This is a genomic window from Mucilaginibacter terrigena, from assembly GCF_004168255.1.
GTDB classification, from domain to species: domain Bacteria; phylum Bacteroidota; class Bacteroidia; order Sphingobacteriales; family Sphingobacteriaceae; genus Mucilaginibacter; species Mucilaginibacter terrigena.
Genome location: NZ_SEWG01000001.1, coordinates 590597 through 614709, shown reverse-complemented (window position 1 = coordinate 614709; position 24113 = coordinate 590597). Strand labels below are relative to the sequence as shown.

Here is a 24113-nt window from a genome sequence, read left to right as displayed (position 1 = left end):
TTTATTCTAATATCACCTTTTTTAAATACCAGCCATCGGCATCAATAACAGGTATGATTTTACTTTCGATAGTTATGCCTTTGGGGGTTACTATCATGCGTTTGGTACCGGTATCGGTAGTTATATCAATGGGCAGATCGGTGCCAATGTTTGTTAGCGTAATAAGGTATTTATCCTTCGGCCTTGCCTTTACGCTTATTTCCAGCTTGTTGGTGGTGCGCAGGTAAAAATCGAACAGCGGCTTTAACGATTTGCCGTACGCCTTGCTAAAATATTGCTCCACATCATCCGTAACATTCTGATGGTCGTAAGTGTAATTAGGGTCAGTTACAAAGCCTTTTATGGTTGGAAAGAAAAGCGTATCGCCCATAACATACTGCAGCGTATGCATAAAGAAACCACCTTTGGTGTAAATATCATTGTTATAGGCCGATTCCTCGTCAATATCTATCCCTAATACAAGTGGCTGTTTATTCTGGATGCTAAACGCAGTCTGTTTAAAATGTTTGATATAAGCTTCTTTGCCTTCCAGATCAAGTATCGGCAATGCATCGGCATAGGTATCAATACCCTCGTGGATCCAGTAATCGGCCCAGTCGCGGGCGGTAACCTTATTGCCCCACCATTCGTGCCCAAACTCGTGGAACATCAGCCAGTCGAAATCCTGCCCTCCAATTTTAGAATACCTGAATTTATTACCATACGCTATCATGCTTTGGTGCTCCATACCCAGGTGCGGGGTTTCCACCATGCCCAGTTTCTCTTTGGCCCACGGAAACTCGCCGAAATATTTTTCTTTAGCCTGCGCGGCTTTTATCACCATATCAATAAAGTGCGGCGCGTTTTTAGCGTGGTATTTTAATACATAAAACTGCACCGGCACCGTATTACCCGCTACCGATGTATAGCTGCCTTTTGCAACCTGGTAATCGCCCGCGTTAAAAACAATATTGTAGTTGTTTATACTATATTTGGTTTGCCAGTGATAGGTAGCTGTTGCACCTTTTTTACTTACGCCTTTTAACAGGCCCGGGCCGGCAACAACCAGGTCCTTAGGCACGGTTATGATCATATCGGTGCCCTCGTTAGGTTCATCGCTGGGGTGGTCTTTACAGGGATAAAATATCTTCCCTCCCGTGCCTTCGGCGGTTACGGCTAACCATTGGTGGCCGGTAGAGTCTTGTGTCCAGGTGAAGCCATCGTCCCATGGCGGGTTTTTAGCTATGCGTGGCTGACCGGCGTACACCACCCTAATGCTGGCTTTGCCTGCCGGCAATTGCTTAGCCGTGTTTATGGTTATGATATTGTTTTTATGCGTAAAGGCTTCTTTTTTACCGTTGACTGATACCGCGCTCACGTGCAGGGAATCCAGCAGGTCCAGCATCAAAACTTTGGTAGGCTGCGCCATGATCACATCCACAACGGTTGAGCCATCCACCGTTTTTGTGGCGAAATTACAATTTAAAGCGATGGTATAGTGCCGAACATCCATAATGGCCTGCTCGGGCTTTAGCTTACCGCCCGAAGTTTGGGCTTGGACTTGCGCACCCATACCTGCAAGCAAAATTGCGAGGGTGGTTATTTTTGAAAGGATCTTCATCAGATAAGGAATGATTGTGTGCTTAAAGGTAAGAATGTGTATTTATATTGCGATGATTAGCATTGTAAAATTTATAGAGATAATAACTTAAAGGTTGTCATTTCGAACGAGGTACGAGGAGAAATCTTATACAAGCAGTAAGATGTCGACATGCGTAGCGTATAAGATTTCTCTTCGCTCCAACGCTATTTCCCGCCCATGCTCATCGAAATGACAGGGTGTGAATGGCTTAATATTCCCTCACCAATAACCCATCCGCAAAATTGCGCAGGTATTGCTTACTTTCTTCGGGTAGGTTGATATTATCCAGCGCTGTAAAGGCTTTTTCGGCGTAAGCCTGCATTTCGGTTTCGGCATGCTGGCGGATGTTTACGCTGTTGTAGATCTGGGTAACAGCGGCAACTTTCTCGGCCGGGTCAAAGGTGGCGAAAGTTATCCAGCGGCCCAATTCTTCGGCATCTGTGCCTTTAACCAGTTCAAGCGCTTTTATCAGCAGGTAGGTTTTTTTGTTGGAGAGGATATCCCCGCCAACCTGCTTACCAAATTTTTCGGGATTGCCATACACATCTAAAATATCATCCTGCAGTTGGAACGCGATGCCCAGGTACTCGCCAAAGCTGCATAACAGTTCGGCATCCTGCATATCGGCATTGCCAATAAGCGCGCCTATTTTTAAAGCGCCGCCCAACACCACAGCCGTTTTAAGGCGGATCATGCTGATGTATTCCTCAATGCTGATGTTAGTGCTGGTCTCAAAGGTCATATCCCATTGCTGGCCTTCGCAAACACCGGCAGCGGTTGTGTTGAAGATATCAAGCACCGTACGCAATTTATCATCAGGCACCTGCATCATCAGCTTATAGCCCTCGATCAGCATTACATCGCCCGATAATATAGCCACGCTGCTGTTCCACTTTTCGTGAACGGTGGTTTTGCCGCGCCTTTTTGGGGCGTTATCCATAATATCATCGTGCATCAGCGTAAAGTTATGGAACACCTCTATGGCCAGCGCAGGGGGCAGGGCAGCCTCTACATCACCGCCGAAGAGGTCGCAGGCCATTAGCAGCAGGGCAGGGCGCATGCGCTTACCCCCCAAAGCAAGTATGTACCTGATGGGTTCGTACAGGTCTGCAGGCTGTTCGGGAAATTTCAGTTCGGCTACGGAGCTTGCAATCAGCGACTGCAGTTCTTCAAGTTTTCTCATACTTTGAGTGCGGGGTGCGGGGTGGGGAATACGAAGGGCAAATAAACGCACCTTGCACCGGCAACCCGCAACAAATACTAATTATTTACTAATGAAAAATCAATCTGCTTTTTGGTCAGGTCAACGTTTTTCACCCTTATTTGTACCTCATCGCCAAGTTGGTAAACCTTCTTTTTGCGCTGACCGATGATGGCGTAATTCTTCTCGTCTAAAGTATAAAAATCGTCGCTGATATCGCGCAGGCGTATCATGCCCTCGCATTTGTTCTCCACAATTTCTACATACATACCCCACTCGGTAACCCCCGAAATAATGCCGGTAAATATGTTGCCCACCTGGTCTTTAAGGTATTCGGCCTGTTTGTATTTAACTGAAGAGCGCTCGGCATCGGCAGCTTTTTTCTCCATCTGCGAACTGTGTTTGCACAGTTCCTCGTAATGGTCGGCATTGGCGCTTTGGCCGCCGTTAAGGTAGTGCTGCAGCAAACGGTGCACCATCACATCCGGGTAACGGCGGATAGGCGAGGTAAAGTGCGTGTAGTGATCAAACGCCAGGCCGTAATGGCTGCTGGTTTTGGTAGTGTAAATAGCCTTAGCCATCGAGCGGATAGCCAGTTGGGTAAGTACGTTCTGTTCTTTTTTTCCTTCCACGTCCTCCATTAAAAAATTAAGGGAGCGGGCGGTTTCCTTGTCAGATTTTGTGTTGATCTTGTACCCAAACCTTGCCGCAAACTGCGCGAAGTTGGCCAGCGCGTCGGGCTTGGGGGTATCGTGCGCACGGTAAACAAAAGTGTATTTATGCTTGCCCTTGCCCATTTTACTTACATGTTCGGCAACCTTGCGGTTGGCAAGCAGCATAAAGTCTTCTATCAGCTTGTGGGCGTCCTTACGTTCCTTAACATAAACGCCGATGGGCTTGCCGTTTTCATCCAGCTTAAATTTCACCTCGGTAGTTTCAAAGCTGATGGCACCCGCTTTAAATTTACGGTCGCGAAGTTTGTAGGCCAGTGCGTTTAGTTTTTCTATTTCTTCAACATAGTCGCCGGTTTTTGTTTCAATTACATCCTGCACTTCCTCGTAAGTAAAGCGCCTGTCGGAGTGGATAACCGTTTTGCCGAACCACTGGTCAACAACATTGGCGTTCTCGTCCAGTTCAAAAACAGCGGCAAAGCAAAGCTTATCTTCTTTAGGGCGAAGCGAGCAAAGGCCGTTGGATAACCTTTCGGGCAGCATGGGTATCACCCTGTCAACCAGGTAAACGGATGTACCGCGCTCGTAAGCCTCCTTATCCAAAGCCGAATCGGGGATGATGTAATGCGATACATCGGCAATGTGCACACCCACTTCGTAGTTGCCGTTATCCAGCTTTTTGTAAGAGATGGCATCATCAAAATCCTTGGCATCAAACGGGTCGATGGTTATGGTAAGCACGTTGCGAAAATCGCGGCGTTTTGCAATTTCATCTGCGGTAATATCACTTGGAATTTCTTCCGCCTCGCGTTCAACCTCGGCAGGGAAGGATAGGGGGAACCCGTACTCGGCCAGGATGGCGTTCATTTCGGTATCGTTCTCGCCCTGTTCGCCCAAAACATGCTTGATGCGGCCTATGGGGTTCTTAGCGCCGGCGGGCCAGTCGGTAATTTCGGCAACGGCCTTTATCCCGTTCTTCGCACCATTCAGGTCGCTGATGGGGATAAAAATATCGTGCATCATCTTGCGGTCGTCGGGGATGAAGAACGCGAAACGTTCGGATAGTTTTACCACACCGGTAAACTCCATTTTGTTGCGCTGCAATATATCTATCACTTCGCCTTCCTGGCGTTTACCGCGACTTTTGGCATACACGTAGACCTTTACACGGTCGCCGTTTAAAGCGTTGCGCAGCTTACGCGGGGCCACAAAAATATCAGTTTCGGTAGGGTCGTCGGTAACAATAAAGGCGGAGCCATCGTTGGTGAGGTCAACCTTGCCTTCCACAAAGGTTTTCAGTTCCAGCAGTTGGAATTTACCCGGCGATAATTCTTTCATCACGCCTTTAAAGGCCTCATTCTTTAATATATCCAGGATCACGCCGCGGGCGTCAGGGTCGCGTACGTTTAATTTGGCCGAAACTTGTTTATGATTTAATGGCGTATTGCCGTTTTGTTCAAATATATCCAGTACCATTTGCGTGAGAACCTGGTCTATGGTAGCGTTATGTTTATTCTTTTTTGACATTTATAGATGTTTGTTGCTAAGGTACGAAATGGTACTTGTTTTATAGGGTACAGATCGCTAAACATTAGCGCACTGCGTAAGCATAATGTAAAAAGCGGGCATTTTGTTGGGTTTTGCTTCAAAACAGGTTCGGGGATTTGCAAATATTGATAGTTTTACCACATGAAAACTTTAGGGCTTATCGGCGGTACCAGTTGGATATCTACGATTGATTATTACCGCTTTATTAACCAGGGTATAAATGATAAACTGGGCGGTGTAAATGCAGCGCAGTTACTGCTGCACTCGTTTAATTACGCCGATATCGCCAAAAACCACGCCGCTAACGATTGGGCCAAAACCACGAAAATGGTAATAGATTCGGGCATAGGCTTGCGCAACGCCGGCGCCGAAGCCATCATCCTGTGCGCGAATACTTTGCATTTAATTGCCGATGAAGCGGAGCAGGGTATAGGGCTGCCGGTGATCAACATCGCGACAGCAACTGCTAAAGTGATCAACAAGTATGGACTAACCAAAGTTGGCTTATTGGGTACAAAGTTTACCATGGAGCGCGCGTTTTTTACTGATAGGTTATCCGCCGCTGGTATCCAACCCATCACACCCAACCCGGCCGACCGCGATTTTATCCACCAAACCTTAATGGACGAACTGGGCAAAGGCATTTTTTTAGCGGAAACCAAAGCCCGCTACCTGCAAATAATTAACAGTTTGATACAACAGGGCGCGCAGGGAATTATACTGGGCTGCACCGAGATCCCATTACTAATAATGCCCGAAGATACCGATGTGATACAGTTTGATACCACGCAGATCCACTCGGCAGCGGCAGTGGAGTTTGCTTTGGGATAGCTGGTAATGGTTCATTTTTTCAAATTTTTCTTATACTCCAAAAATTGCATACTTTTAGTGTGCAATGGAAGCAAAAAATAACCCTAAAACCATACGCGCCTGGGCCATGTTCGATTGGGCCAACTCCGCGTACAACCTTGTTATCACAACAACAGTTTTCCCGGCTTACTATGTAGCCATAACCGCTAACCCCAATAATGGGAACCGCGTAAGTTTCTTTGGGCTTAGTTTTATAAACACCGCCCTTACAGATTACGCATTGGCCGCTGCTTATATGGTTATGGTGCTGCTGTTACCCATATTAACTTCCATTGCCGATTATCGCGGTAATAAAAAGATCTTCATGCAGTTTTTTACGCTGCTGGGTTCGGCCGCCTGCTGCGGCCTGTTCTTTTTTAACACCGACCGGCTTGAATTTGGCGTTATCTGCTTTGCGCTTGCTGCCATTGGCTACAGCGGCGGCTTTGTTTTTTACAACTCGTACCTGCCCGAAATTGCCACGCTTGATATGCAGGATAAGGTAAGCGCAAAAGGTTTCACTTACGGCTATATTGGCAGTGTATTACTGCAAATGATATGTTTCGCGTTTGTATTATCGCCGGGTACTTTTGGCATAACAGATAAATCTTTACCCGCGCAGATCTCCTTCCTGCTGGTGGGTATCTGGTGGATAGGCTTTGCCATGATCCCGTTCTCGGTATTGCCTAAGGGAAGCCCCAACGCGCAAACGCACCAGCATAACATCATCAAAGGCGGCTTTATCGAGCTGGGCAACGTTTGGGTTAAAATAAAATCGATGCCGCTGGTGAAAAAGTTTTTGCCATCCTTCTTTTTCTACTCGATGGGGGTGCAAACCATTATGCTGGTTGCAACCGGTTTCGCGGCAAAAGAACTGGGCATGAAAACGCCCGAGCTGATCACCATTATCCTTATCATCCAAATAGTTGCCATAGTGGGCGCTACACTAATGTCGCGCCTGTCTGATAAATACGGTAACGTGCGCATCCTTATATTTGTGGTTTTCATCTGGATAGGGGTTTGTATCGCTGCATATTTTACCACTACTTCTACCGAGTTTTATATCATTGCCGTTGTGGTAGGTTTGGTAATGGGCGGCATCCAGTCGCTTTCACGGTCTACCTACTCAAAATTTTTACCGCAGAATATCCCTGATACGGCATCCTTCTTCAGTTTTTACGACGTTACCGAAAAGCTGGCGATAGTGGGCGGTTTATTCAGTTTTGGGTTGATAGAAGAACTGACCGGGAGCATGCGCAACTCTACATTGGTTTTAGGCTTATTCTTTGTTATCGGGATCATCTTATTGTTTTCTTTATTAAGAACAGAGCAGAAAGTTCAGAAAAATACCGAATTTAGCCCCCTTTAACATTTACCTGTACAGATGACAATTGAATTGTTTATTCCGTGTTTTTTAGATCAGTTGTATCCCGCCACCGCTTTTAATACTGTTAAGGTACTTGAAAAGGCCGGCTGTACGGTTAATTATAACCCCGAGCAAACCTGCTGCGGCCAGCCCGCCTTTAATGCCGGTTTTTGGGACGATGCCAAAACCGTGGGCAGCAAGTTCCTGAACGATTTTCATGAGGACAGCGTAATTGTATCGCCGTCGGCATCCTGCACGGGCATGGTGCGCAATTATTATAACGACCTGTTCACCAACACCACATCGCATAATAAATGCCGCAACATCCAAAGCAATATTTACGAGCTGAGCGATTTTTTAGTGAACATATTACAGGTTGATTATTTTGGCGCCGAGCTGGAAGGCCGCGCCGTTTACCACGATAGCTGCGCCGGCCTGCGCGAATGCAAAATAAAGGACGAACCCCGCCAGCTGCTCTCCAAAGTACTGGGCCTGGAGATGGTAGACCTGAAGAATAACGAAACCTGCTGCGGTTTCGGTGGTACCTTTGCCGTTAAGTTTGATGCCATAGCAACCGCCATGGCCCAGCAAAAAGTAGATAACGCCTTAGCCGCTAAAGCCGACTATATTATTTCTACCGATGCATCGTGCCTGCTGCACCTGCAGGGCTATATCGATAAAAACAACCTGCCTATCAAAACTATCCACATAGCCGATGTATTGGCGAATGGGTGGGGGAATGTGTAACCGGGATTGAGCAGAGGCAAGAGGAGGCTCCTAAGGAGCCAGGATTCTTTTAGCTTTCCTTCTATTAACAGGGAACTCCTAACGGAGTTTTCAAGGCAAGGGCCTACAGGAGCATCATGTTTATACAAATAGTATATATCTTTAGCTCCATAGGAGCATCCTGTTTATAGAAATAACAATGTATTAAACGGCTCCAGCAGAGCCTCCTTATTTTATATCACCTATAATTAAAATGAGAAGCTCTCTTAAATATATTATTATCCTGATGGCGATTGCTATGCCATCCATTTTACATGCGCAGGTGAATACTAAAGCAAACCTTGGCGATATCTATTCGGCATCATTAAAAGGAAATACAAAGCAGTACGAAAGGGCATTCTTTAACCTTTTCCCCGATACATTTACCGACTTCCAGAGAATGTATGGATACGATGAAGCAAAAGGCGGAGCAATATACTATAGACAGGCCTTGGGCCATATCAATTACTTTTTCAAAACAGCCAAATCGGTAGACGAAAAAGTATTCGCTCAAAAATTGCTTTCCATCACCAAAAACGGCACGTGGGAAGCCGATGCTGAAAATTACTTTCAAAGCGATTTAAGAAATTACTTCTTCGGCCATTCATCCTTGCTCATACCCCTTTTGAAAGCTAAAAGCCAAAACGAAATAGACAGGTTCTGGTATTTCTTTTTAGATGGGCCTCACTTCAATAAGGACACCTACAATCGGACTTTAATTCTTTTAAAAGGGAACCCCAGTATGGTGAAAGCCTGTAAACGAGCGGCTGATAAGGTAAATAAGAATAATGTTCATTAACGAAGGGAAGCATCCGGCGATTAGATTCTTCGCTCTCGCTCAGCATGACAAGCAGGTTTGAAGCCTTTGAATACATCCTGCCGCAATACACCCCTCAAGTCGTCTTAATTCGCCTCACAACTTACCGTTATCAAACCTAAATTTGAATTATCAAATTACCAAACATGAGAGCAACACGGGTACAATACACTACCACAGCAGCATTTGCACCGATAAACCAGGCTAACATAGCCGGCATTGCTAAAGAACTAAAAGAACTCAACCATCCCGGCATCAAATGCAGCACCTGGCTGCTGCCCGATGGCAAATCCTTTATGCACTTCGACCAATTTGAAAATGAGGAGGCGCATGATATTTTAACCTCATTGGCATCCTTTAAAAAATTTGACGAAGAGCTTTGGGCAAGCGGCCTGGAAACAGACCCGGTATTAGAGCATGTTACCTTAGTGGCAGCGACGGAGGAGTTTTATAAATAATACTTTCCCACTCGTTTTTGAGAGGACGATAAGCAATCTCTATCAAACAATTTGCCAGTTAGTTCTTCGTTAGGATTGGGTAGTGAGTAGCGTCAGGCCTGTGGATGTTCATTTTCTTTGCCTTAGCCGCAAAGAAAACGAACCAAAAGAAAAGGCCAAGTCAAAGCGACGCTTCCGCCCGCCCTGCCGGTTCTTAACGCTTTCTCGCCGCATGCGCGGACTTCGACGCTAAACCGCCATTCCCGCCATATCCTCCGAAGGAGTCCTTTGGACCGGCCCGCCCGCTTTTACATTTGGGCCAACGCTCGTAAGAAAAAGAAATCTAATTTTTGTTATCCTGAGCGATAGCGAAGGATTTATTGTTGAACTATTCTCTGGAATAAGCATGTCTGCTATTAGATGCTTCGCTATCGCTCAGCATGACAAATAGTAAAAAATATGAGCCTGAAGAACCTGACATAAGCCCTTCTAATGCGGCCTTAGCGCGTTGCGGATAGCACTGGCACTGCCTTTCCACACCCTTTGACAGCGACGCGGTACAGCCGCGTGTTTTTTCTTTGGTTCGTTTCTTTTTTGCGACAAAAAAGAACGGCGTAGCCCTCTTGAGTGCCAAAACAAAATTAGCACAATACGAAAAAATGAACATCCACTGACGATTAATATACTTCACCCATTCCTAACAGAGAACTAATCTATGGCCCTATACAGCAAGAGATTATTAAGGAGTTTGATTTTTTTTTAAGGAATTAATGAGCTCCCTACGGTCGGTTGTCTTCGTACCTCGCAATGACGCGCGTGGAATAGATAAAGCCATTTACAACTCGTATGCCATCGCTTTTTCGGGAATCACAACCTTATAACCATCCTCCTCCAACGCCTCGGCCATGGCCTGCATACTGGTGGCCTCGCCATGCACCAGATAAACCCCTTTAAGGCTGTTTACGTCCTGTCCCTTAATGTTATTCAGCAGGTCCTCATGATCGCCGTGGGCGCTTAAAACATCTGTTTGCTTGATGGTGGCGTAAACGGACAGATCGCGGTCTTTGATATGCACAATAGGGTCGCCGCGAAGCAGGCGGTAACCCAGCGTACCTTTGGCGCAGTAGCCTATGAATAAGATGGTGCAGTAGTAATTTTGAATATTATAGAACAGGTGGTCCTGGATGCGGCCACCTTCCAGCATCCCTGCGGATGAGATGATGATACAGGGCTCGTAATAATTGGATACCTGCCGGCTATCCTTTAAACTCTCTACATAGGTAAGGTGCTCAAATTCAAACTCGTCGCCTTGTTTATTGTAAAATTCCTGCGCTTCGGCATTTACCAGGTTGTGGTGCTTGCGGTACAGGCTGGTTGCACGGGCAGCCATAGGGCTATCCACAAAAACCTTAACAGGAGGGAGCAAACCTGCATTAAAGATCTTATTAAGCGCAAATACCAGCGACTGCGTGCGGCCAATGCTAAAAGCGGGGATAATTAACCGGCCCTGTTCCATAATGCAAACCTTCTCGATGGTTTCTATCAGCGTTTCCTGTACCGATTTGCCTTTGGTGTGCATCCTGCCTCCGTAAGTAGATTCTGATACGATATAATCGACCGGGGGCAGGGGTTCAGGGTCGTTGAGTACCGGGTAGTTCTTGCGGCCAATATCGCCGGTAAAGGCTATGGTTTTTTCTACGCCTTCGTCGTTTATTTTTAGCACTGCGGCAGCAGCGCCAAGCAGGTGACCGGCCGGGACGAACGTTAGCTCAATATCACCCGTAATGCGGAAAGGTTTATTGTAACCAATGGTTACAAAGCGCTCTACCGTATCCATAACGTGCTTTTGCAGGTAAAGGGGTTGCGGCCCGCCGCTGCTATGTTTGTGTTTGCGCCGGTTGCGGTGATTACCCTTTTGCGCCTTTTGCAAAAATATGTTTACCGAATCCATCAGTAACAGTTCCGTTAGATCGGCGGTAGGGGGCGTGCAGAGGATCTGGCCGTTAAAACCCATGCGTACCAGCGTGGGCAGGTTGCCCGAGTGGTCGATATGGGCATGGGTGAGGATAACTACATCTATCTCTTCGGGGCGGAAGCCAAAATCTTCGTTAACCTGTACGTTGTGGTCTTTTTCGTAATCGAGTCCGCAGTCTATCAGTATCTTATATTGCCCTGCCTGCAGCAGGTGCATACTGCCCGTAACCTGGCGGGCAGCGCCGTGTATAGTTAGTTTCATGTATATAGTTCGCAGGCCCGGCAAGGTGTCGGGCCTATTGCAATAATAACGATTTAAAGTTGGTTTCGGGGCGAAAAAAGTGCAAATCAACCCGAGTACTAAGATTCAAAACCGCAAACTTATTTCAGGATGGATCGAGATATAACAGGCTATTAAAATCCGAAATCGTAATTCGTAAATCCAAAATTGAATCAGGGGGTGTCCCATTCCGTCCCATTCAGAAACGAGTGGGACACCCTTTAAAAAAATTATAAAATATTTATTTACAAATAGTTAATATAAAAATGGTGAAGTTTTAGTTGAGGTAAAATTAAAATTTTATAAATGGTAAATAATTGATTATTAGTGTTTTGCAGGAGTGTCCCGCGTTGTATAATATTTAGTGGGACACCTGGTAAATTAGCTCTGCGCGGTTTCAAATTGCAGTTGGCTTAAATAACGGTATAAGCCCTGCTCATTGGCTATCAGTTCCTGGTGGTTACCGGTTTCGATGATGTTCCCTTTTTCCAGTACGATGATCTTATCTGCCTCGCGGATGGTTGATAAACGGTGGGCGATGATGATGGACGTACGGCCTTTCATCAATACTTCCAGGGCTTCCTGCACCAAACGTTCAGATTCCGAATCCAGCGAGGAGGTGGCCTCGTCAAGGATCAGGATAGCCGGGTTTTTAAGCAATGCCCTTGCAATGGCAATGCGCTGGCGCTGCCCGCCGGATAGTTTTACGCCGCGCTCGCCCACAACGGTATCGTAACCTTCGGGGAAGGAGGTGATGAACTGGTCGGCGTTGGCCTTTTTGGCTGCGGCGATGATCTCGTCCTTATCGGCGCCCAGTTTACCGTAGGCAATATTCTCTAATATGGTGCCGCCAAACAGCAATACATCCTGCGGAACGATGGCTACCTGGTTGCGGATATCGGTTAACGAATACTCTTCAGCGTCTAATCCGTCAAAGTAAATACTGCCGCTTTGCGGATGGTAAAACTGCAGTATCAGCGCCGCCATGGTTGATTTACCCGAACCGCTTGGCCCCACAATAGCTACGCGCTGGCCTGCATCGGCGGTAAAAGAGATGTTTTTTAAAACAGTAAGTTCCGACCGGGAGGGATAGGCAAACACCACGTTATTGAACGCCAGGTTGCCGTAAATTTTTTGTTTGATAAGGTTATCTTCTGCATTTATAGAAACATCTTCGCCATGCTCGTCCAGTATCTCTAAAACGCGCTCGCTGGCGCCAACGGCTTTTTGCAGGTTGGCATACAACTCGGGGAAGCTGCCCATAGCCGCACCAACAAATACGGCATATAAAGTAAATTTAAATAACGCCCCAATGGTAAGGTCGCCGTGGCTTACCAATACCGAACCATACCATATAACGGCCACAACTGCACCAAAAAAGCAAAACACAATAAACGAAGCAAATATACCCCTGAATTTAGCGCCCTTAACAGCAATGTTAACTACATCACGTAATATTTTGTCGTACCGGGTTGCTTCGTAAGCCTCTTTAACAAATGCCTTAACATTGGCTATCCCTTGCAGGGTTTCCTCAACAATGGTATTCGATTCGGCAAGCTTATCCTGTGCCTCCCGTGATATTTTTCTGATAAAACGCCCAAAAAATACAGCTACCACAATTAAAACAGGTAACATCAATAACAAGGCAAACGTTAATTTAATAGATACTATGGCCAGGAAAACAATACCGCCAACCAGTAACACAAACTGCCGTATTATTTCGGCAAGGGTTGTTGTTAAAGTATCCTGTATTTGCGAAAGATCGGCAGATATACGGCTATTAAGCTCGCCAACCCGCCGATTGGCAAAAAAGTTCATCGGCAGGGTTATCAGTTTAAAATAGGTATCGCGCCTGATATCGGCCAAAGATCTTTCGGCCACCTGTACAAACCAGAGGATACGGAAAAAGGAAACAAAGGCCTGGCAAAATAAAACTATAAAGGCAAGCGCACCGATCCCCTGCAATGTAGCAGGTAACAGTTTATTTGAATGCTTGCCTTGCGCGGTATCAACCAAAGCGCCTAAAAAGGTAGGGAAGGCCAGGGCAACTAAGCTTGATAAAAAAAGGCATAACATACCTGCAATGAACTTGCCCCTGTAAGGCCTTATATAGGAAACAAGCTTACGGATATTTTGTATGCTCTGCCTGTTTATCTTAGCTTTTGGTAGTTCTGCTTCCGACTTGCTGCCACTGTTTAATCGTCCTCGTGCCATTTATATGCGCTGTGTATTTATTGTTACAAACGTGCAAAACTAAGCCTTTCTTTTCCGTTTTATCAGCAGCAATGCTAAAATTGACGTTAGCATGAGGACTATAGCAATAATAAACATCCGTTGCCTGCTTTCGTAACGCTCTTTTTGTTTGGCCAGCTGCGCTTTCAAATCGTCGTTTTGCGCGCGGAAGCTGTTAATGGTGCCCATGTAGCTAAGGCGGGTTTTCTCGATCTCCTTCGCGTTGCTTTCAACCTGTTTTTTTTGGTAAGTGGTGTAGTTGAGCTGGCTGGTACGGTAATCAAATAATTTTTTCAGTTCGATAAAGATCTCATCGTCGGTATCTACAATATCCATCAGTATCTGGTTACTGCGGCGGATATCGTTTTTGGTTTGCAGGTGAAAAATGCCGCTGCGTTTGGTAAGGCTGGTATCGTACTGGCCAAACTTTACTTTACGGGCGGCAAGCATGGCGTTTATTTTAGCGCGCTGTTTGCTGTACGCTACCGAATCTGTTTTAATTTGCGCAAAAGCATCCGCGCCAAAAAGCACGATGAACGCAAAAAGGAATAAATGTTTCATTAGCCTTAACGGGTTATTGAAAATCAATAATTACACTATCGCCAAGGTTTAGGCCTAAAAGTCCGCTGGCGTTGCCCTTGTTTATGGCAATCTCCAGGTGGTCGCTAATCCCAAAAAGGCAAAGCTTTTCGCCTTCGGGTACTTCGTTATAATGCCAGCTAAGCTGGTTTATGGTTTCGTTACGTTTAAAGTACAATACAAACCTGCGGCCTTGTTGTACGCGGTTAAAAAACTCTTTGGTAACGTTGGTTATCACGTTCTGGAACGAGTCTATATAGATCACCGCGCCTTTGATCAGGTTTTTTTCTATCACGGGGTGCAGGTTCATTTTATTTTCAACACTGGTTACCGGCAGGCCTATCTGGGCAAGGGTACCGCCGTTGGCAAGGTGGCATGCGGCCTTCACAAAAATATCTGCCAGCGGGAAGTGCAGGAACTTCAAATCCTGCATAATATTTATTTCCACAATCTCTTCAGGGTCCTGGTCAAACATCAGCGAAAATATGCCGTTATCGGCCCCAACAAAGTAGTGGTTTTTGTACCGTACAGCAAGGTAGCGGGTTTGCGTATTGTACACAGTATCAATGCCTATCAGGTGTACTGTATCGTCGGGGAAATAGTAAAAACTATTCTTTAAAATAAAGGCTGCCTGCTGTACATTAAAGGCCGCCACATTGTTAGTAATATCAACAATATTTACTGTTGGGAGCAATTTATAAATACTACCTTTAAGGGCAGCCTGATAAATATCTTTATCGCCCAGGTCAGTAGTTAAAGTTATAATTGCCATTAATTTTGTAAATATTTATTGCTAATCTTGTAGAGTATTAAAGGTGCAAATATTCAATTTTTAATTCATAAAAATTCGCAAACTGACAAAAATCAATTCCTATTGAACGAGCTAAAGTTAACAATTGAGCAGATTAACCCCGCAGTTTTATGGGGACCGAATAACGATCATTTCGAGATCATCAAAAAGCAATTCCCTAAGCTTAAATTAGTTGCACGGGGCAGCGAAGTAAAAGTTTTAGGCGACGAGCACGAGCTAAACATTTTTCAGGATAAGTTTGACCTGTTGGTGCAGCATGTAGAAAAGTTTGAAAGTTTAAACGTAATAGATGTAGAGCGGATACTGGGCGCCAAGCCCTCGGCCAAACCCGCGGCAGCCGGTGAAAGCACGGCGGATAAATTTGCCAGCGGCGAGGTATTGGTATTTGGCCCAAATGGCATTATGGTGAGGGCGCGCACGCCAAACCAGCACCGCATGGTAGATAGCCTGAGCAAAAACGACATACTGTTTGCTATTGGCCCTGCAGGTACGGGTAAAACCTATACCGCGGTAGCTTTAGCCGTACGGGCTTTAAAAAACAAAGAGATAAAACGGATCATCCTTACCCGCCCCGCAGTAGAGGCGGGGGAGAACCTTGGCTTTTTACCGGGCGACCTGAAAGAAAAGATAGACCCATACCTGCGCCCCTTATACGATGCGCTTGATGATATGATCCCGGCCGAAAAGCTGAAGCTTTACCTGGAGAACCGCACCATTGAGATAGCCCCGCTTGCATTTATGCGTGGCCGTACGCTGGATAATTGCTTTGTAATATTGGATGAGGCGCAGAATGCTACAGATATGCAGCTAAAGATGTTTTTGACACGTATGGGGCCATCAGCCAAGTTTATTGTTACGGGAGATGTTACACAGATAGATCTGCCGAAGAAACAGCAGTCGGGCTTGTACACCGCCCTGCGCATATTAACCGATATAAAAGGAATTGACATTGTTTACCTGAGCGGGGAAGACGTTGTACGCCACAAGTTGGTAAAACGTATCCTGGAAGCTTACGGGGATATTCAGTAAGTACGTAGTCTAAAGTCTTTAGTCCTTAGCCGTATGCTTTTTGACTTTAGACTTAACTAACGACTTAAGACTTAACACAAATGGACGCAATAAAAGAAACACATTTTAATTTTAAAGGGCAAACCAATTATTACAAGGGTAAGGTTAGGGATGTTTATACGATTGATAATAAATACCTGGCCATGGTAGTTACAGATAGGATCTCGGCATTTGATGTGGTGCTGCCCGAGCCTATCCCATATAAAGGGCAGGTACTTAACCAGATTGCCGCCAAGTTTTTACAGGCCACTGCCGATATTGTGCCCAACTGGGTAGTTACCGTGCCCGACCCATCTGTTACCATCGGCCGCATTTGCGAGCCCTTTAAGGTAGAAATGGTGATACGCGGTTACCTTGCCGGCCATGCTGCCCGCGAATACGCGCTGGGCAAACGCCAGGTTTGCGGTGTTACCCTGCCCGAAGGCTTAAAAGAGAACGACATACTGCCCGAACCCATCATTACCCCAACCACCAAAGCATCGGTAGGGCACGATGAAGATATTTCGCGCGGGGAAATCCTGAAACAAGGTATTGTTAGCGAGGCTGATTACGTTCAGCTGGAAAATTATACCCGCCAACTATTTAAACGCGGTTCCGAAATTGCCGCCAAACAAGGCCTGATCTTAGTTGATACCAAGTACGAGTTTGGCAAGGCAGGGGGTACCATTTACCTGATAGACGAGATCCACACGCCCGACTCATCCAGGTACTTTTACAGCGAGGGTTATGCCGAACGCCAAAAAAGTGGTGAGGCGCAAAAACAACTCTCAAAGGAGTTTGTTAGAAAATGGCTTATCGAGAACGGTTTTCAGGGTAAGGACGGGCAAAAAGTTCCGGAAATGACCAAAGAAATTGTACAGTCGATATCTGAAAGGTATATCGAACTATATGAGCAAATTACGGGCGAAACCTTTGTTAAACCCGATGCTGCTGATGTAGTAAAACGTGTAGAAAACTCAATAAATGCGGCTTTGGCCGGTTTGTAATTCTTTATTTAAAGATAAATTAATTATATCTTAGCTTTTTAATTAGAACAAAATGAAATTTACGGTTGACAAGCACGAGAAATATATCCTTATCAAGCTTAACGAATCAAAGTTAAACTCACTGGTTACGCCTCAGCTAAAATCCGAGCTGATCCTGATCAACACCGAAGGCCAGCGCAATATTATTCTGGATCTTTCGCAGGTGAAGTTTGCAGATTCATCAGGCTTAAGCAGCTTACTGGTAGGCCATCGCCTATGCAAAAATGCAACCGGTACATTTATCCTGTGCGGATTGAACGAGGCCGTAGCGCGTTTAATTACCATATCGCAATTAGATAATGTGCTTTCTATTGTTCCAACCTGCGAAGAAGGTATCGACCTGATCTTCATGGAGGAAATAGAAAAAGAACTGAAGAAGGAAGTTAGATAATAACCTGTTACCCCCGGTATGAAATTTGAAGTTACTATACTGGGCAGCAGCTCTGCAACCCCTATTTTTAACAGGAACCCAACAGCACAGGTACTTAACATAAACGATAAGCTTTACCTGGTTGACTGCGCCGAAGGAACCCAGCAGCAAATGCTGCGTTTTGATATCAAGGCCAGCCGTATCGAGTACATTTTTATAAGCCACCTGCATGGCGACCATTACCTTGGCCTGGTTGGCCTGCTATCGTCCATGCACCTTAACGGGCGCAAAAAAACGTTAAAGATATTTTGCCCGCCGCCGCTGAAAGAAATAGTAGACCTGCAGTTAAAATACTCGGAAACTACCCTTAATTATCCCGTAGAGTTCATTTTTACAGATGCGGTTACCCGTGGCATTATACTGGAGAACCAGGATGTTTTTGTAGAAACAATACCGCTTGACCACCGCATACCATGCACCGGCTTTTTATTCAGGCAAAAAAAGCGACTGAAAAAGCTGATAAAGGAAAGGATAGAGGAGCTGCATATCCCGATACCATATTACACCGCGCTAAAACGTGGCGCTGACTACGAAGCCCCTGATGGCACTATACATAAGAACAACACGCTTACAATAGAGTCCGACGAGCCTAAGTCATACGCTTATGTATCTGATACGCTTTACAGCGACAAATACACCGGGCAAATAAACTCGGTGTCGATGCTTTACCACGAAGCTACCTTTTTGAACGATATGCTGGACAGGGCCAACCAAACCCACCACACTACGGCGTTACAGGCCGGTGAAGCTGCAATGAAGGTAAACGCGGGCAAACTGGTCATCGGCCATTTCTCGGCCCGCTACAAAACCTTAAATGAGTTGCTTGATGAAGCCCAAAGCGTTTTCCCAAACACCGAACTTGCCGTAGAGGGGAAGACGTTTGTGATTAGTGAGTAGAGAGATTAGAGATTAGTTTTTGCTACAAATCCCAACGCTTGCGGGAGCGGATAATACTCGTTATTATTAAATTGTAACAGCCACCTTCATAACTTAAAAATAGCTTTTAAACCACCTATTCCTATTTGCAACCCAACGCAAAACACCAGGAATGCAGATACCCGGTTAACAATATTTTCTCCATTTGGGCCTAAATAATGGATAATGGTTTTTGTGTTGAGGTAAAAAATATAGATCATCACACACATTACTAATATAGCCACTATAATAGCGCCCGTATTAAGATAATAAGCCGGGCTACCAAATGCTGTACTGTGAGCACTTAAAGTAAACAGTACCGATATGGTACCGGCGCCTGTGGTGGCCGGAAAGGTAATGGGGTAAAAAAGTTTATTGGCAATATGTTTATATGCCGAAATTTCGGGGTTGTCTTCCAGGTCTTCTGCGGATGTTTTTTTCTGATCTGACGATAAAAATTCCCAGCCCATTTTGCAGATCATGATCCCCCCGGCTAACTGCACTACAGGTATTGATATCCCAAAAAGCCTTAGTATCCATTGCCCCGCAAACAAAGCAATTATACAAATTAAAAAAGCATACAAAGTTATCTGGGTTACCGCCCTGCGCTTTTCGACACCTGTAAGGTTTTCAAAATACGGGCTAACCATAAAAGCCGATCCAATAGGGTTCACCACCGGGAAAAGCGCTATTATAGCTATAAAAACATCATGTAAAAACGATTCGTAAAATTTGGGCATTGCAGGGCTTTATGTTAATTGATCATATTTTCTATTCCAATTAAGTACATTTTAAACCCTTTAACATCAGTCAAATCAATTAGGAGATAATTTCTTAATCTCCCTTTTTACCAAATACCGAGAAGTGTACGTAACGGCTTGGGTGTGCCTTGATATCGATAAACAGGTTGTTTAAATTGCTGGATGCCGAGTTAAGGTTATCGTACATTTTGGTGTCGTTCATCAGTAACCCAAGCGAACCTTGCGTACTGTTGATCTTGGCCATGGTGGCTTGCAGGTCGGCAACGGCTTTGTTGGCATTATCAAGCGTGCCTTTTATGTTTGAGTTGGCCAGATCGGTACTAAACCTTTCAAAGTTTGTTGATATCCCTGTTAGGTGCGAACTGCTATTCTTTAAATTGGCCGATGCGGCTTCGGCGTTAGCCATTATGCCGTTGATATGGGTGGTTTGCGCGCCTACAATGGCATCTATTTTTTTGGTGGTGCTTTCTAAAGTTTGCAACGAGTTGGCAATACTTGTAAAGCTGCGGTCAACATTGGCCTGGAACCTGGGGTTCATGATCTTGTTGATAGCGCCCAGGGCCGAGTCTACCTTGGTGATCAGTACTTCGGCTTTCTTTTGAATAGGTTGCAGGCTTTCTGCAAGGCTGCCCTGTATATCAGCCCGCAGGGTATCCTGATCTTCGGCATATTTTGTGCTGTTACCCAATTCAAAAACTATGGCCTTGCCGCCTAAAAGGTCGGTGCTTTCTAATTTAGCCAAAGTATTATCAGGCACGTTATACTGTTTATCTACCTTAAATTCAACTGTGGTGCGGCCATCGCCCTTCAACTCCATTTTGGATACCCGGCCTATCTGAAAACCGTTCACTAAAACAGGTTTCGATACGGTTAAGCCCTCTACGCTGCGATAAATAGCGTAAAATTTATTTGAGCTTGAAAAAACATCGTTGCCTTTTAAAAAGCTGTACCCTAATATTAATATTGTTATTGCTACCGCGGTAAGTGCCCCGATCTTTGTCTCGTTAGATATTTTCATAGATGTGCGTGTAGGTGTAGGGTATAAGCTGTGTTATTGCGTTATTTGTTCTACCTCTGTTTTATATGTTTTTATAGCCCGTAATATCGAATTTACAATTTCATTTTGCCCGTCTTCCGAGTTTAAATACTCTTCCTCTTCGGGGTTGTTAATGTAACCGGTCTCTACCAGTACCGATGGCATCGCGGCGTGGCAAAGCACATAAACGCCCTGCTCACGTAGCCCTTCGCTACGCCTGCCGTCTGTCTGAACAATTTCAGTGCTAATTAAGTTTGCAATTTTTACACTTTGTTTTCGAAATTTACGCATATAGGCATCGGTGAGTATAATTACCACCGGGTCGTTAGGGTCCAGGCCATCGCCGTCAAGGTCCGATTCATCCTCTATTTTGTTATTCTTTATGGCGTTTTGCTCCTCGCGCGAGCGGTGCAAACCATAAACCAGCATCAGGGCGCCTTTGCCAGATCTGTCGGGCCGGCGTACCGACCGGTACACGGCCTTGCCGCGCCTTGTGCCAACACGCTCGCGCACAACCCTGTCGGCCAGCGAGTTGCAGTGTATCGATATAAACAGGTTCCCTTTATTATCGTTAGCAATTTGCGCCCGTTTTTCCCACGATACATCCTCTTCGGTTGTGCGTGTTAAAACAGCCTTAACGCCACCCAAATCTTTTTCAACAGCTTTCTGCAATTTAAGTGCAATAGCAAGCGTTACATTTCTTTCGGAAGAAAATGAGCCATTGGCGCCACGGGAATAATGGCCGGGAGGGGCGTTTTCGGGCTTAACGCCATGGCCTGCATCTATTATTACGGTGCGCAGCCTGAAACTATTATTTACAACCGTATCATTTTTTGGATGATCTGTCGATTTGAACGAAAACAATGAAAAGCAAATTATTATCGCACCAACACCACAAATCGCTCTTTTCAATCTGTTCAATATTTTATTTTTCATTATGTTTGAACGCTGTTAACTGTACCTGCAAAAATACTATTCATAATCAATTTTGAAATTAGTTAGGCTTTTTTTTCTACTTGCATTTATATTAATGGTTAACATGATGGCCTCTGCAAAAAGGGGGTATCATTATATAACTGTTAAAGATACTATTATAAAACTTGATTCTGTTAGGGATAAGAAACTCCTTAAAGTTAAACCGGACACCAAAACCACTCCTCCTAAAGATAATGGCCGTGGTTTTACAGCCCCAAACCCATCCGCGGTACTTAACACCAAACAAGATACTACCCCAAGCGCCGGCGGCCTCAAATCAATAATTAAGGCCGTAGCCGAAGACTCGTCGTTTGTTGATAACGATAATAAGATGAAGTACCTGTACGGTAAGGCGCGGGTTACTTACGAGGATTTTGAACTTGATGCCGAATATATCCGTATTGACGAAAAAAGGCACCTGATATTTGCCAGCGGCGCCATCGACCCTAAAACAAAGCGTTACATTGGTAGGCCGTTATCAAAATCGGGCCAGGAAAAACCCGTCGCTTCCGATTCGCTGCTGTTTGATTACAAAACAAAAAAAGGTAAAATATGGAACCCCGCATCAGAACAGGAGGGGAACTTCATATCAGGAGGGCAGGCTAAAAGGCTAAACGAAACAGAAGTAGCCTACCGTAACGTATTGTTCAGCACCTGCGACCTGCCTATGCCCGATACGCACTTTGGTATAGTAATTACAAAAGGTATCGGTCAAAAAAACCGTATTATTTCCGGCCCGGCGTACCTGGAAATTGCGGGTGTGCCTTTACCGCTTGCTATTCCGTTCGGTTTTTTCCCAAAGCCCGATTCGCGTACATCAGGCGTTATACTGCCTACTTTTGGCGAAGACCAAAAGCTTGGGTTTTACCTGCGTAACCTGGGTTATTATATTGGTATAAACGATAATATTGATGTTACCTTTATGTCGAGCTTATACTCCAAAGGGTCGTACGAGTTAAGCGCTAACTCACGCTATTTAAAACGCTATAAGTATGGCGGTAATTTAACACTAAGCTACGGCTCGCATAATTACGGCCTTGCAGGCGATCCGGCCGTAAAGGATTTTAACATCGCGTGGACACACTCGCAGGACCCTAATGCAAACCCGGGTACAACGTTCAGCGCATCTGTTAACGCGGGCACATCAACCAATTACATCAATAGCCGTAACCAAAACAGTTACGACTTGCAGGCCCTTACGCAAAACAACTTAAGGTCGAGCATATCATACGGCAGGGTTTGGACAGGTACACCGTTCAACTTAAACGTGAGCATTGGCCACAGCCAGGACCTTACCCAAAAAACCGTAACGCTCGAACTGCCAACATTCAGTTTTAACATGGCAACTTTAAGCCCCTTTGATACAAAGGACCGTGTTGGCGAGCAAAAATGGTATCAGCGCATAACCGTTGGTTATAGTTTGGTAGGTACAAATAAACTGAACAACATACCCGAAGCCGAACTTTTTAAATCGAACACTTTTACCAAGCGCCTGCAAAGTGGCTTGCAGCACCAGGTACCTGTTGCTTTTAATGCTACCCTTGGGTTTTTCCAGTTTAATACAGGTGCAAACTACACCGAGCGCTGGTACCTGCAAAGCATCCGTAAAAGGTTTGACAGGGGCACGCGCGATGCAATAGTTGATACTGTTGCAGGTTTTGCCAGGGCAGGTGAATATAGCCTTAATGCCGGCTTTTCAACAAAATTATATGGTACACTAAGGTTTAAAAAGGGCAACATAACAGCCATCAGGCACGTATCAACTCCGTCCATCAGTTTTAATTACCGCCCCGATTTTGGCGACCCAAGTTACGGCTATTACCGCACTGCCGTGAGCGCGGCCACCGTGCCTTATCCTTATTATGCACAGCGATACTCCATTTTTGAGCAATCTGTTTATGGCGGGCCGTCGCCGGGCAAACAGGCCGGTATAGGTTTTTCGCTCGATAATACCATCGAAGCCAAGCTTAAACCCAAAAGCACCGATACATCCGGTTTGGGCAAAAAGGTTCCTATTTTACAGGGCTTAACTTTTTCAACCTTTTATAACTTCGCGGCCGATTCGTTAAAACTTTCCAATATCAATTTTTCGGGGCATACATCAGTTTTAAATCAAAAGGTAAATATCAACTTCAGCGGCACATTCAATCCGTACGTTACCCTTGTTCGTGATTCTATCTCCAACGGGCGCTTACAAAATTATTTACGGCCCATCAATCGCTTTACGTGGCAGGACGGGAAGTTCCCGATGCTGCAATCCTTCAGTTTTTCTATGAGCGGCAGCTTAAACCCGGCAACCTTTCATCCCAAACCGGCAGTGCCTGTAAGTAATACCCTGCAAACTATGGACCCCAACCAGGCGGCAAGGCTTGCCATGATAAACAGCGACCCTGGGGCATACATCGATTTTAATATCCCCTGGAACATATCAATAAACTACAGCTTTAACTACAGCAATAACATTGTAAATACTTCTACGGCCAACACGGTAATGTTAAGCGGCGATGTAAGCATAACCAATAAATGGAAGATACAATACAACACCAACTACGATCTTAAAGCAGGGAAACTATCTGATGCCACATCATTTGCCATATACCGCGATCTGCATTGCTGGGACCTTTCTATTCAATGGCTGCCTTTCGGGTTTTATAAATCCTATAATGTTACCCTTAAGGTGAAGGCATCAATTTTGCAGGACCTGAAGCTGAGCAAACGCAGCGATTATACAAACAACGCAGGCTTTTATTGA

The 24113-nt window shown here is 45.3% G+C and carries 20 protein-coding genes; 10 read left to right on the top strand and 10 right to left on the bottom strand.

Annotated elements, in window-relative coordinates:
• Position 1: 1 nt before the first annotated feature.
• From EWM62_RS02670 to rnr, 3 genes are all read right to left on the bottom strand, one after another.
• The gene (locus EWM62_RS02670) at positions 2-1600 is read right to left on the bottom strand and encodes a M1 family metallopeptidase (protein ID WP_129875085.1); all 1599 of its coding nucleotides are present in this window, start codon (positions 1598-1600) and stop codon (positions 2-4) included.
• A gap of 229 nt (positions 1601-1829) precedes the next feature.
• Positions 1830-2804: a polyprenyl synthetase family protein gene (locus EWM62_RS02665; protein WP_129875084.1), complete on the bottom strand. Its 975-nt coding sequence runs from the start codon at positions 2802-2804 to the stop codon at positions 1830-1832.
• 77 nt (positions 2805-2881) lie between these two features.
• Positions 2882-5020: a ribonuclease R gene (gene rnr, locus EWM62_RS02660; RefSeq protein WP_129875083.1), complete on the bottom strand. Its 2139-nt coding sequence runs from the start codon at positions 5018-5020 to the stop codon at positions 2882-2884.
• A 162-nt stretch (positions 5021-5182) separates the two neighbouring features.
• Between rnr and EWM62_RS02655 the strand changes: the two genes are divergently transcribed.
• From EWM62_RS02655 to EWM62_RS02635, 5 genes are all read left to right on the top strand, one after another.
• Positions 5183-5872 (top strand): aspartate/glutamate racemase family protein, encoded by a 690-nt coding sequence (locus EWM62_RS02655; RefSeq protein WP_129875082.1) that lies wholly within the window; start codon positions 5183-5185, stop codon positions 5870-5872.
• A gap of 64 nt (positions 5873-5936) precedes the next feature.
• A complete protein-coding gene (locus tag EWM62_RS02650; protein WP_129875081.1) occupies positions 5937-7259 on the top strand; it encodes an MFS transporter in 1323 nt (440 codons plus the stop codon).
• Positions 7260-7274: 15 nt separating this feature from the next.
• A complete protein-coding gene (locus tag EWM62_RS02645) occupies positions 7275-8003 on the top strand; it encodes a (Fe-S)-binding protein (protein WP_129875080.1) in 729 nt (242 codons plus the stop codon).
• Between the two features lie 232 nt (positions 8004-8235).
• Positions 8236-8820 carry a hypothetical protein gene (locus EWM62_RS02640; RefSeq protein WP_129875079.1) on the top strand — a complete coding sequence of 195 codons (585 nt, stop codon included), beginning with the start codon at positions 8236-8238 and terminating at the stop codon, positions 8818-8820.
• 164 nt (positions 8821-8984) lie between these two features.
• Positions 8985-9296, top strand: a complete 312-nt coding sequence (locus EWM62_RS02635) for a hypothetical protein (RefSeq protein ID WP_129875078.1) — start codon at positions 8985-8987, stop codon at positions 9294-9296.
• An 814-nt stretch (positions 9297-10110) separates the two neighbouring features.
• Here the strand turns inward: EWM62_RS02635 and EWM62_RS02630 are convergent.
• From EWM62_RS02630 to EWM62_RS02615, 4 genes are all read right to left on the bottom strand, one after another.
• Positions 10111-11511, bottom strand: coding sequence for an MBL fold metallo-hydrolase (locus tag EWM62_RS02630; RefSeq protein ID WP_129875077.1), 1401 nt, complete (start codon positions 11509-11511; stop codon positions 10111-10113).
• A gap of 399 nt (positions 11512-11910) precedes the next feature.
• Positions 11911-13743: an ABC transporter ATP-binding protein gene (locus tag EWM62_RS02625; RefSeq protein WP_129875076.1), complete on the bottom strand. Its 1833-nt coding sequence runs from the start codon at positions 13741-13743 to the stop codon at positions 11911-11913.
• Between the two features lie 39 nt (positions 13744-13782).
• Positions 13783-14322, bottom strand: a complete 540-nt coding sequence (locus EWM62_RS02620) for a hypothetical protein (RefSeq protein WP_129875075.1) — start codon at positions 14320-14322, stop codon at positions 13783-13785.
• A 13-nt stretch (positions 14323-14335) separates the two neighbouring features.
• Positions 14336-15112, bottom strand: coding sequence for an SAM hydrolase/SAM-dependent halogenase family protein (locus EWM62_RS02615; RefSeq protein ID WP_129875074.1), 777 nt, complete (start codon positions 15110-15112; stop codon positions 14336-14338).
• Positions 15113-15214: 102 nt separating this feature from the next.
• Here EWM62_RS02615 and EWM62_RS02610 point away from each other — a divergent pair, with 102 nt between their 5' ends.
• From EWM62_RS02610 to EWM62_RS02595, 4 genes are all read left to right on the top strand, one after another.
• Entirely contained in the window at positions 15215-16180 is a 966-nt protein-coding gene (locus EWM62_RS02610) for a PhoH family protein (RefSeq protein WP_129875073.1), read from the top strand.
• Between the two features lie 80 nt (positions 16181-16260).
• Positions 16261-17205: a phosphoribosylaminoimidazolesuccinocarboxamide synthase gene (locus EWM62_RS02605; protein WP_129875072.1), complete on the top strand. Its 945-nt coding sequence runs from the start codon at positions 16261-16263 to the stop codon at positions 17203-17205.
• Between the two features lie 52 nt (positions 17206-17257).
• Entirely contained in the window at positions 17258-17635 is a 378-nt protein-coding gene (locus EWM62_RS02600) for an STAS domain-containing protein (RefSeq protein WP_129875071.1), read from the top strand.
• Positions 17636-17653: 18 nt separating this feature from the next.
• Positions 17654-18571 (top strand): ribonuclease Z, encoded by a 918-nt coding sequence (locus tag EWM62_RS02595; protein ID WP_129875070.1) that lies wholly within the window; start codon positions 17654-17656, stop codon positions 18569-18571.
• Between the two features lie 86 nt (positions 18572-18657).
• Here EWM62_RS02595 and EWM62_RS02590 read toward each other — a convergent pair whose 3' ends face one another.
• The 3 genes from EWM62_RS02590 to EWM62_RS02580 all read right to left on the bottom strand — a co-directional run bounded on the left by EWM62_RS02590 (position 18658) and on the right by EWM62_RS02580 (position 21322).
• On the bottom strand, positions 18658-19329 hold the full coding sequence (locus EWM62_RS02590; protein ID WP_129875069.1) for a MarC family protein: 672 nt from the start codon (positions 19327-19329) through the stop codon (positions 18658-18660).
• 94 nt (positions 19330-19423) lie between these two features.
• Positions 19424-20368 (bottom strand): MlaD family protein, encoded by a 945-nt coding sequence (locus EWM62_RS02585; protein ID WP_129875068.1) that lies wholly within the window; start codon positions 20366-20368, stop codon positions 19424-19426.
• 33 nt (positions 20369-20401) lie between these two features.
• Positions 20402-21322: an N-acetylmuramoyl-L-alanine amidase family protein gene (locus tag EWM62_RS02580; protein WP_129875067.1), complete on the bottom strand. Its 921-nt coding sequence runs from the start codon at positions 21320-21322 to the stop codon at positions 20402-20404.
• Between the two features lie 103 nt (positions 21323-21425).
• Here EWM62_RS02580 and EWM62_RS02575 point away from each other — a divergent pair, with 103 nt between their 5' ends.
• A complete protein-coding gene (locus tag EWM62_RS02575; protein WP_129875066.1) occupies positions 21426-24113 on the top strand; it encodes a putative LPS assembly protein LptD in 2688 nt (895 codons plus the stop codon).

What these genes read in the sequence shown, in the direction of transcription:
- EWM62_RS02670 (WP_129875085.1), bottom strand. Translation starts at nt 1,600, where the DNA reads ATGAAGATCCTTTCAAAAATAACCACCCTCGCAATTTTGCTTGCAGGT.
- EWM62_RS02665 (WP_129875084.1), bottom strand. Translation starts at nt 2,804, where the DNA reads ATGAGAAAACTTGAAGAACTGCAGTCGCTGATTGCAAGCTCCGTAGCC.
- rnr (WP_129875083.1), bottom strand. Translation starts at nt 5,020, where the DNA reads ATGTCAAAAAAGAATAAACATAACGCTACCATAGACCAGGTTCTCACG.
- EWM62_RS02655 (WP_129875082.1), top strand. Translation starts at nt 5,183, where the DNA reads ATGAAAACTTTAGGGCTTATCGGCGGTACCAGTTGGATATCTACGATT.
- EWM62_RS02650 (WP_129875081.1), top strand. Translation starts at nt 5,937, where the DNA reads ATGGAAGCAAAAAATAACCCTAAAACCATACGCGCCTGGGCCATGTTC.
- EWM62_RS02645 (WP_129875080.1), top strand. Translation starts at nt 7,275, where the DNA reads ATGACAATTGAATTGTTTATTCCGTGTTTTTTAGATCAGTTGTATCCC.
- EWM62_RS02640 (WP_129875079.1), top strand. Translation starts at nt 8,236, where the DNA reads ATGAGAAGCTCTCTTAAATATATTATTATCCTGATGGCGATTGCTATG.
- EWM62_RS02635 (WP_129875078.1), top strand. Translation starts at nt 8,985, where the DNA reads ATGAGAGCAACACGGGTACAATACACTACCACAGCAGCATTTGCACCG.
- EWM62_RS02630 (WP_129875077.1), bottom strand. Translation starts at nt 11,511, where the DNA reads ATGAAACTAACTATACACGGCGCTGCCCGCCAGGTTACGGGCAGTATG.
- EWM62_RS02625 (WP_129875076.1), bottom strand. Translation starts at nt 13,743, where the DNA reads ATGGCACGAGGACGATTAAACAGTGGCAGCAAGTCGGAAGCAGAACTA.
- EWM62_RS02620 (WP_129875075.1), bottom strand. Translation starts at nt 14,322, where the DNA reads ATGAAACATTTATTCCTTTTTGCGTTCATCGTGCTTTTTGGCGCGGAT.
- EWM62_RS02615 (WP_129875074.1), bottom strand. Translation starts at nt 15,112, where the DNA reads ATGGCAATTATAACTTTAACTACTGACCTGGGCGATAAAGATATTTAT.
- EWM62_RS02605 (WP_129875072.1), top strand. Translation starts at nt 16,261, where the DNA reads ATGGACGCAATAAAAGAAACACATTTTAATTTTAAAGGGCAAACCAAT.
- EWM62_RS02600 (WP_129875071.1), top strand. Translation starts at nt 17,258, where the DNA reads ATGAAATTTACGGTTGACAAGCACGAGAAATATATCCTTATCAAGCTT.
- EWM62_RS02595 (WP_129875070.1), top strand. Translation starts at nt 17,654, where the DNA reads ATGAAATTTGAAGTTACTATACTGGGCAGCAGCTCTGCAACCCCTATT.
- EWM62_RS02590 (WP_129875069.1), bottom strand. Translation starts at nt 19,329, where the DNA reads ATGCCCAAATTTTACGAATCGTTTTTACATGATGTTTTTATAGCTATA.
- EWM62_RS02585 (WP_129875068.1), bottom strand. Translation starts at nt 20,368, where the DNA reads ATGAAAATATCTAACGAGACAAAGATCGGGGCACTTACCGCGGTAGCA.
- EWM62_RS02580 (WP_129875067.1), bottom strand. Translation starts at nt 21,322, where the DNA reads ATGAAAAATAAAATATTGAACAGATTGAAAAGAGCGATTTGTGGTGTT.
- EWM62_RS02575 (WP_129875066.1), top strand. Translation starts at nt 21,426, where the DNA reads ATGATGGCCTCTGCAAAAAGGGGGTATCATTATATAACTGTTAAAGAT.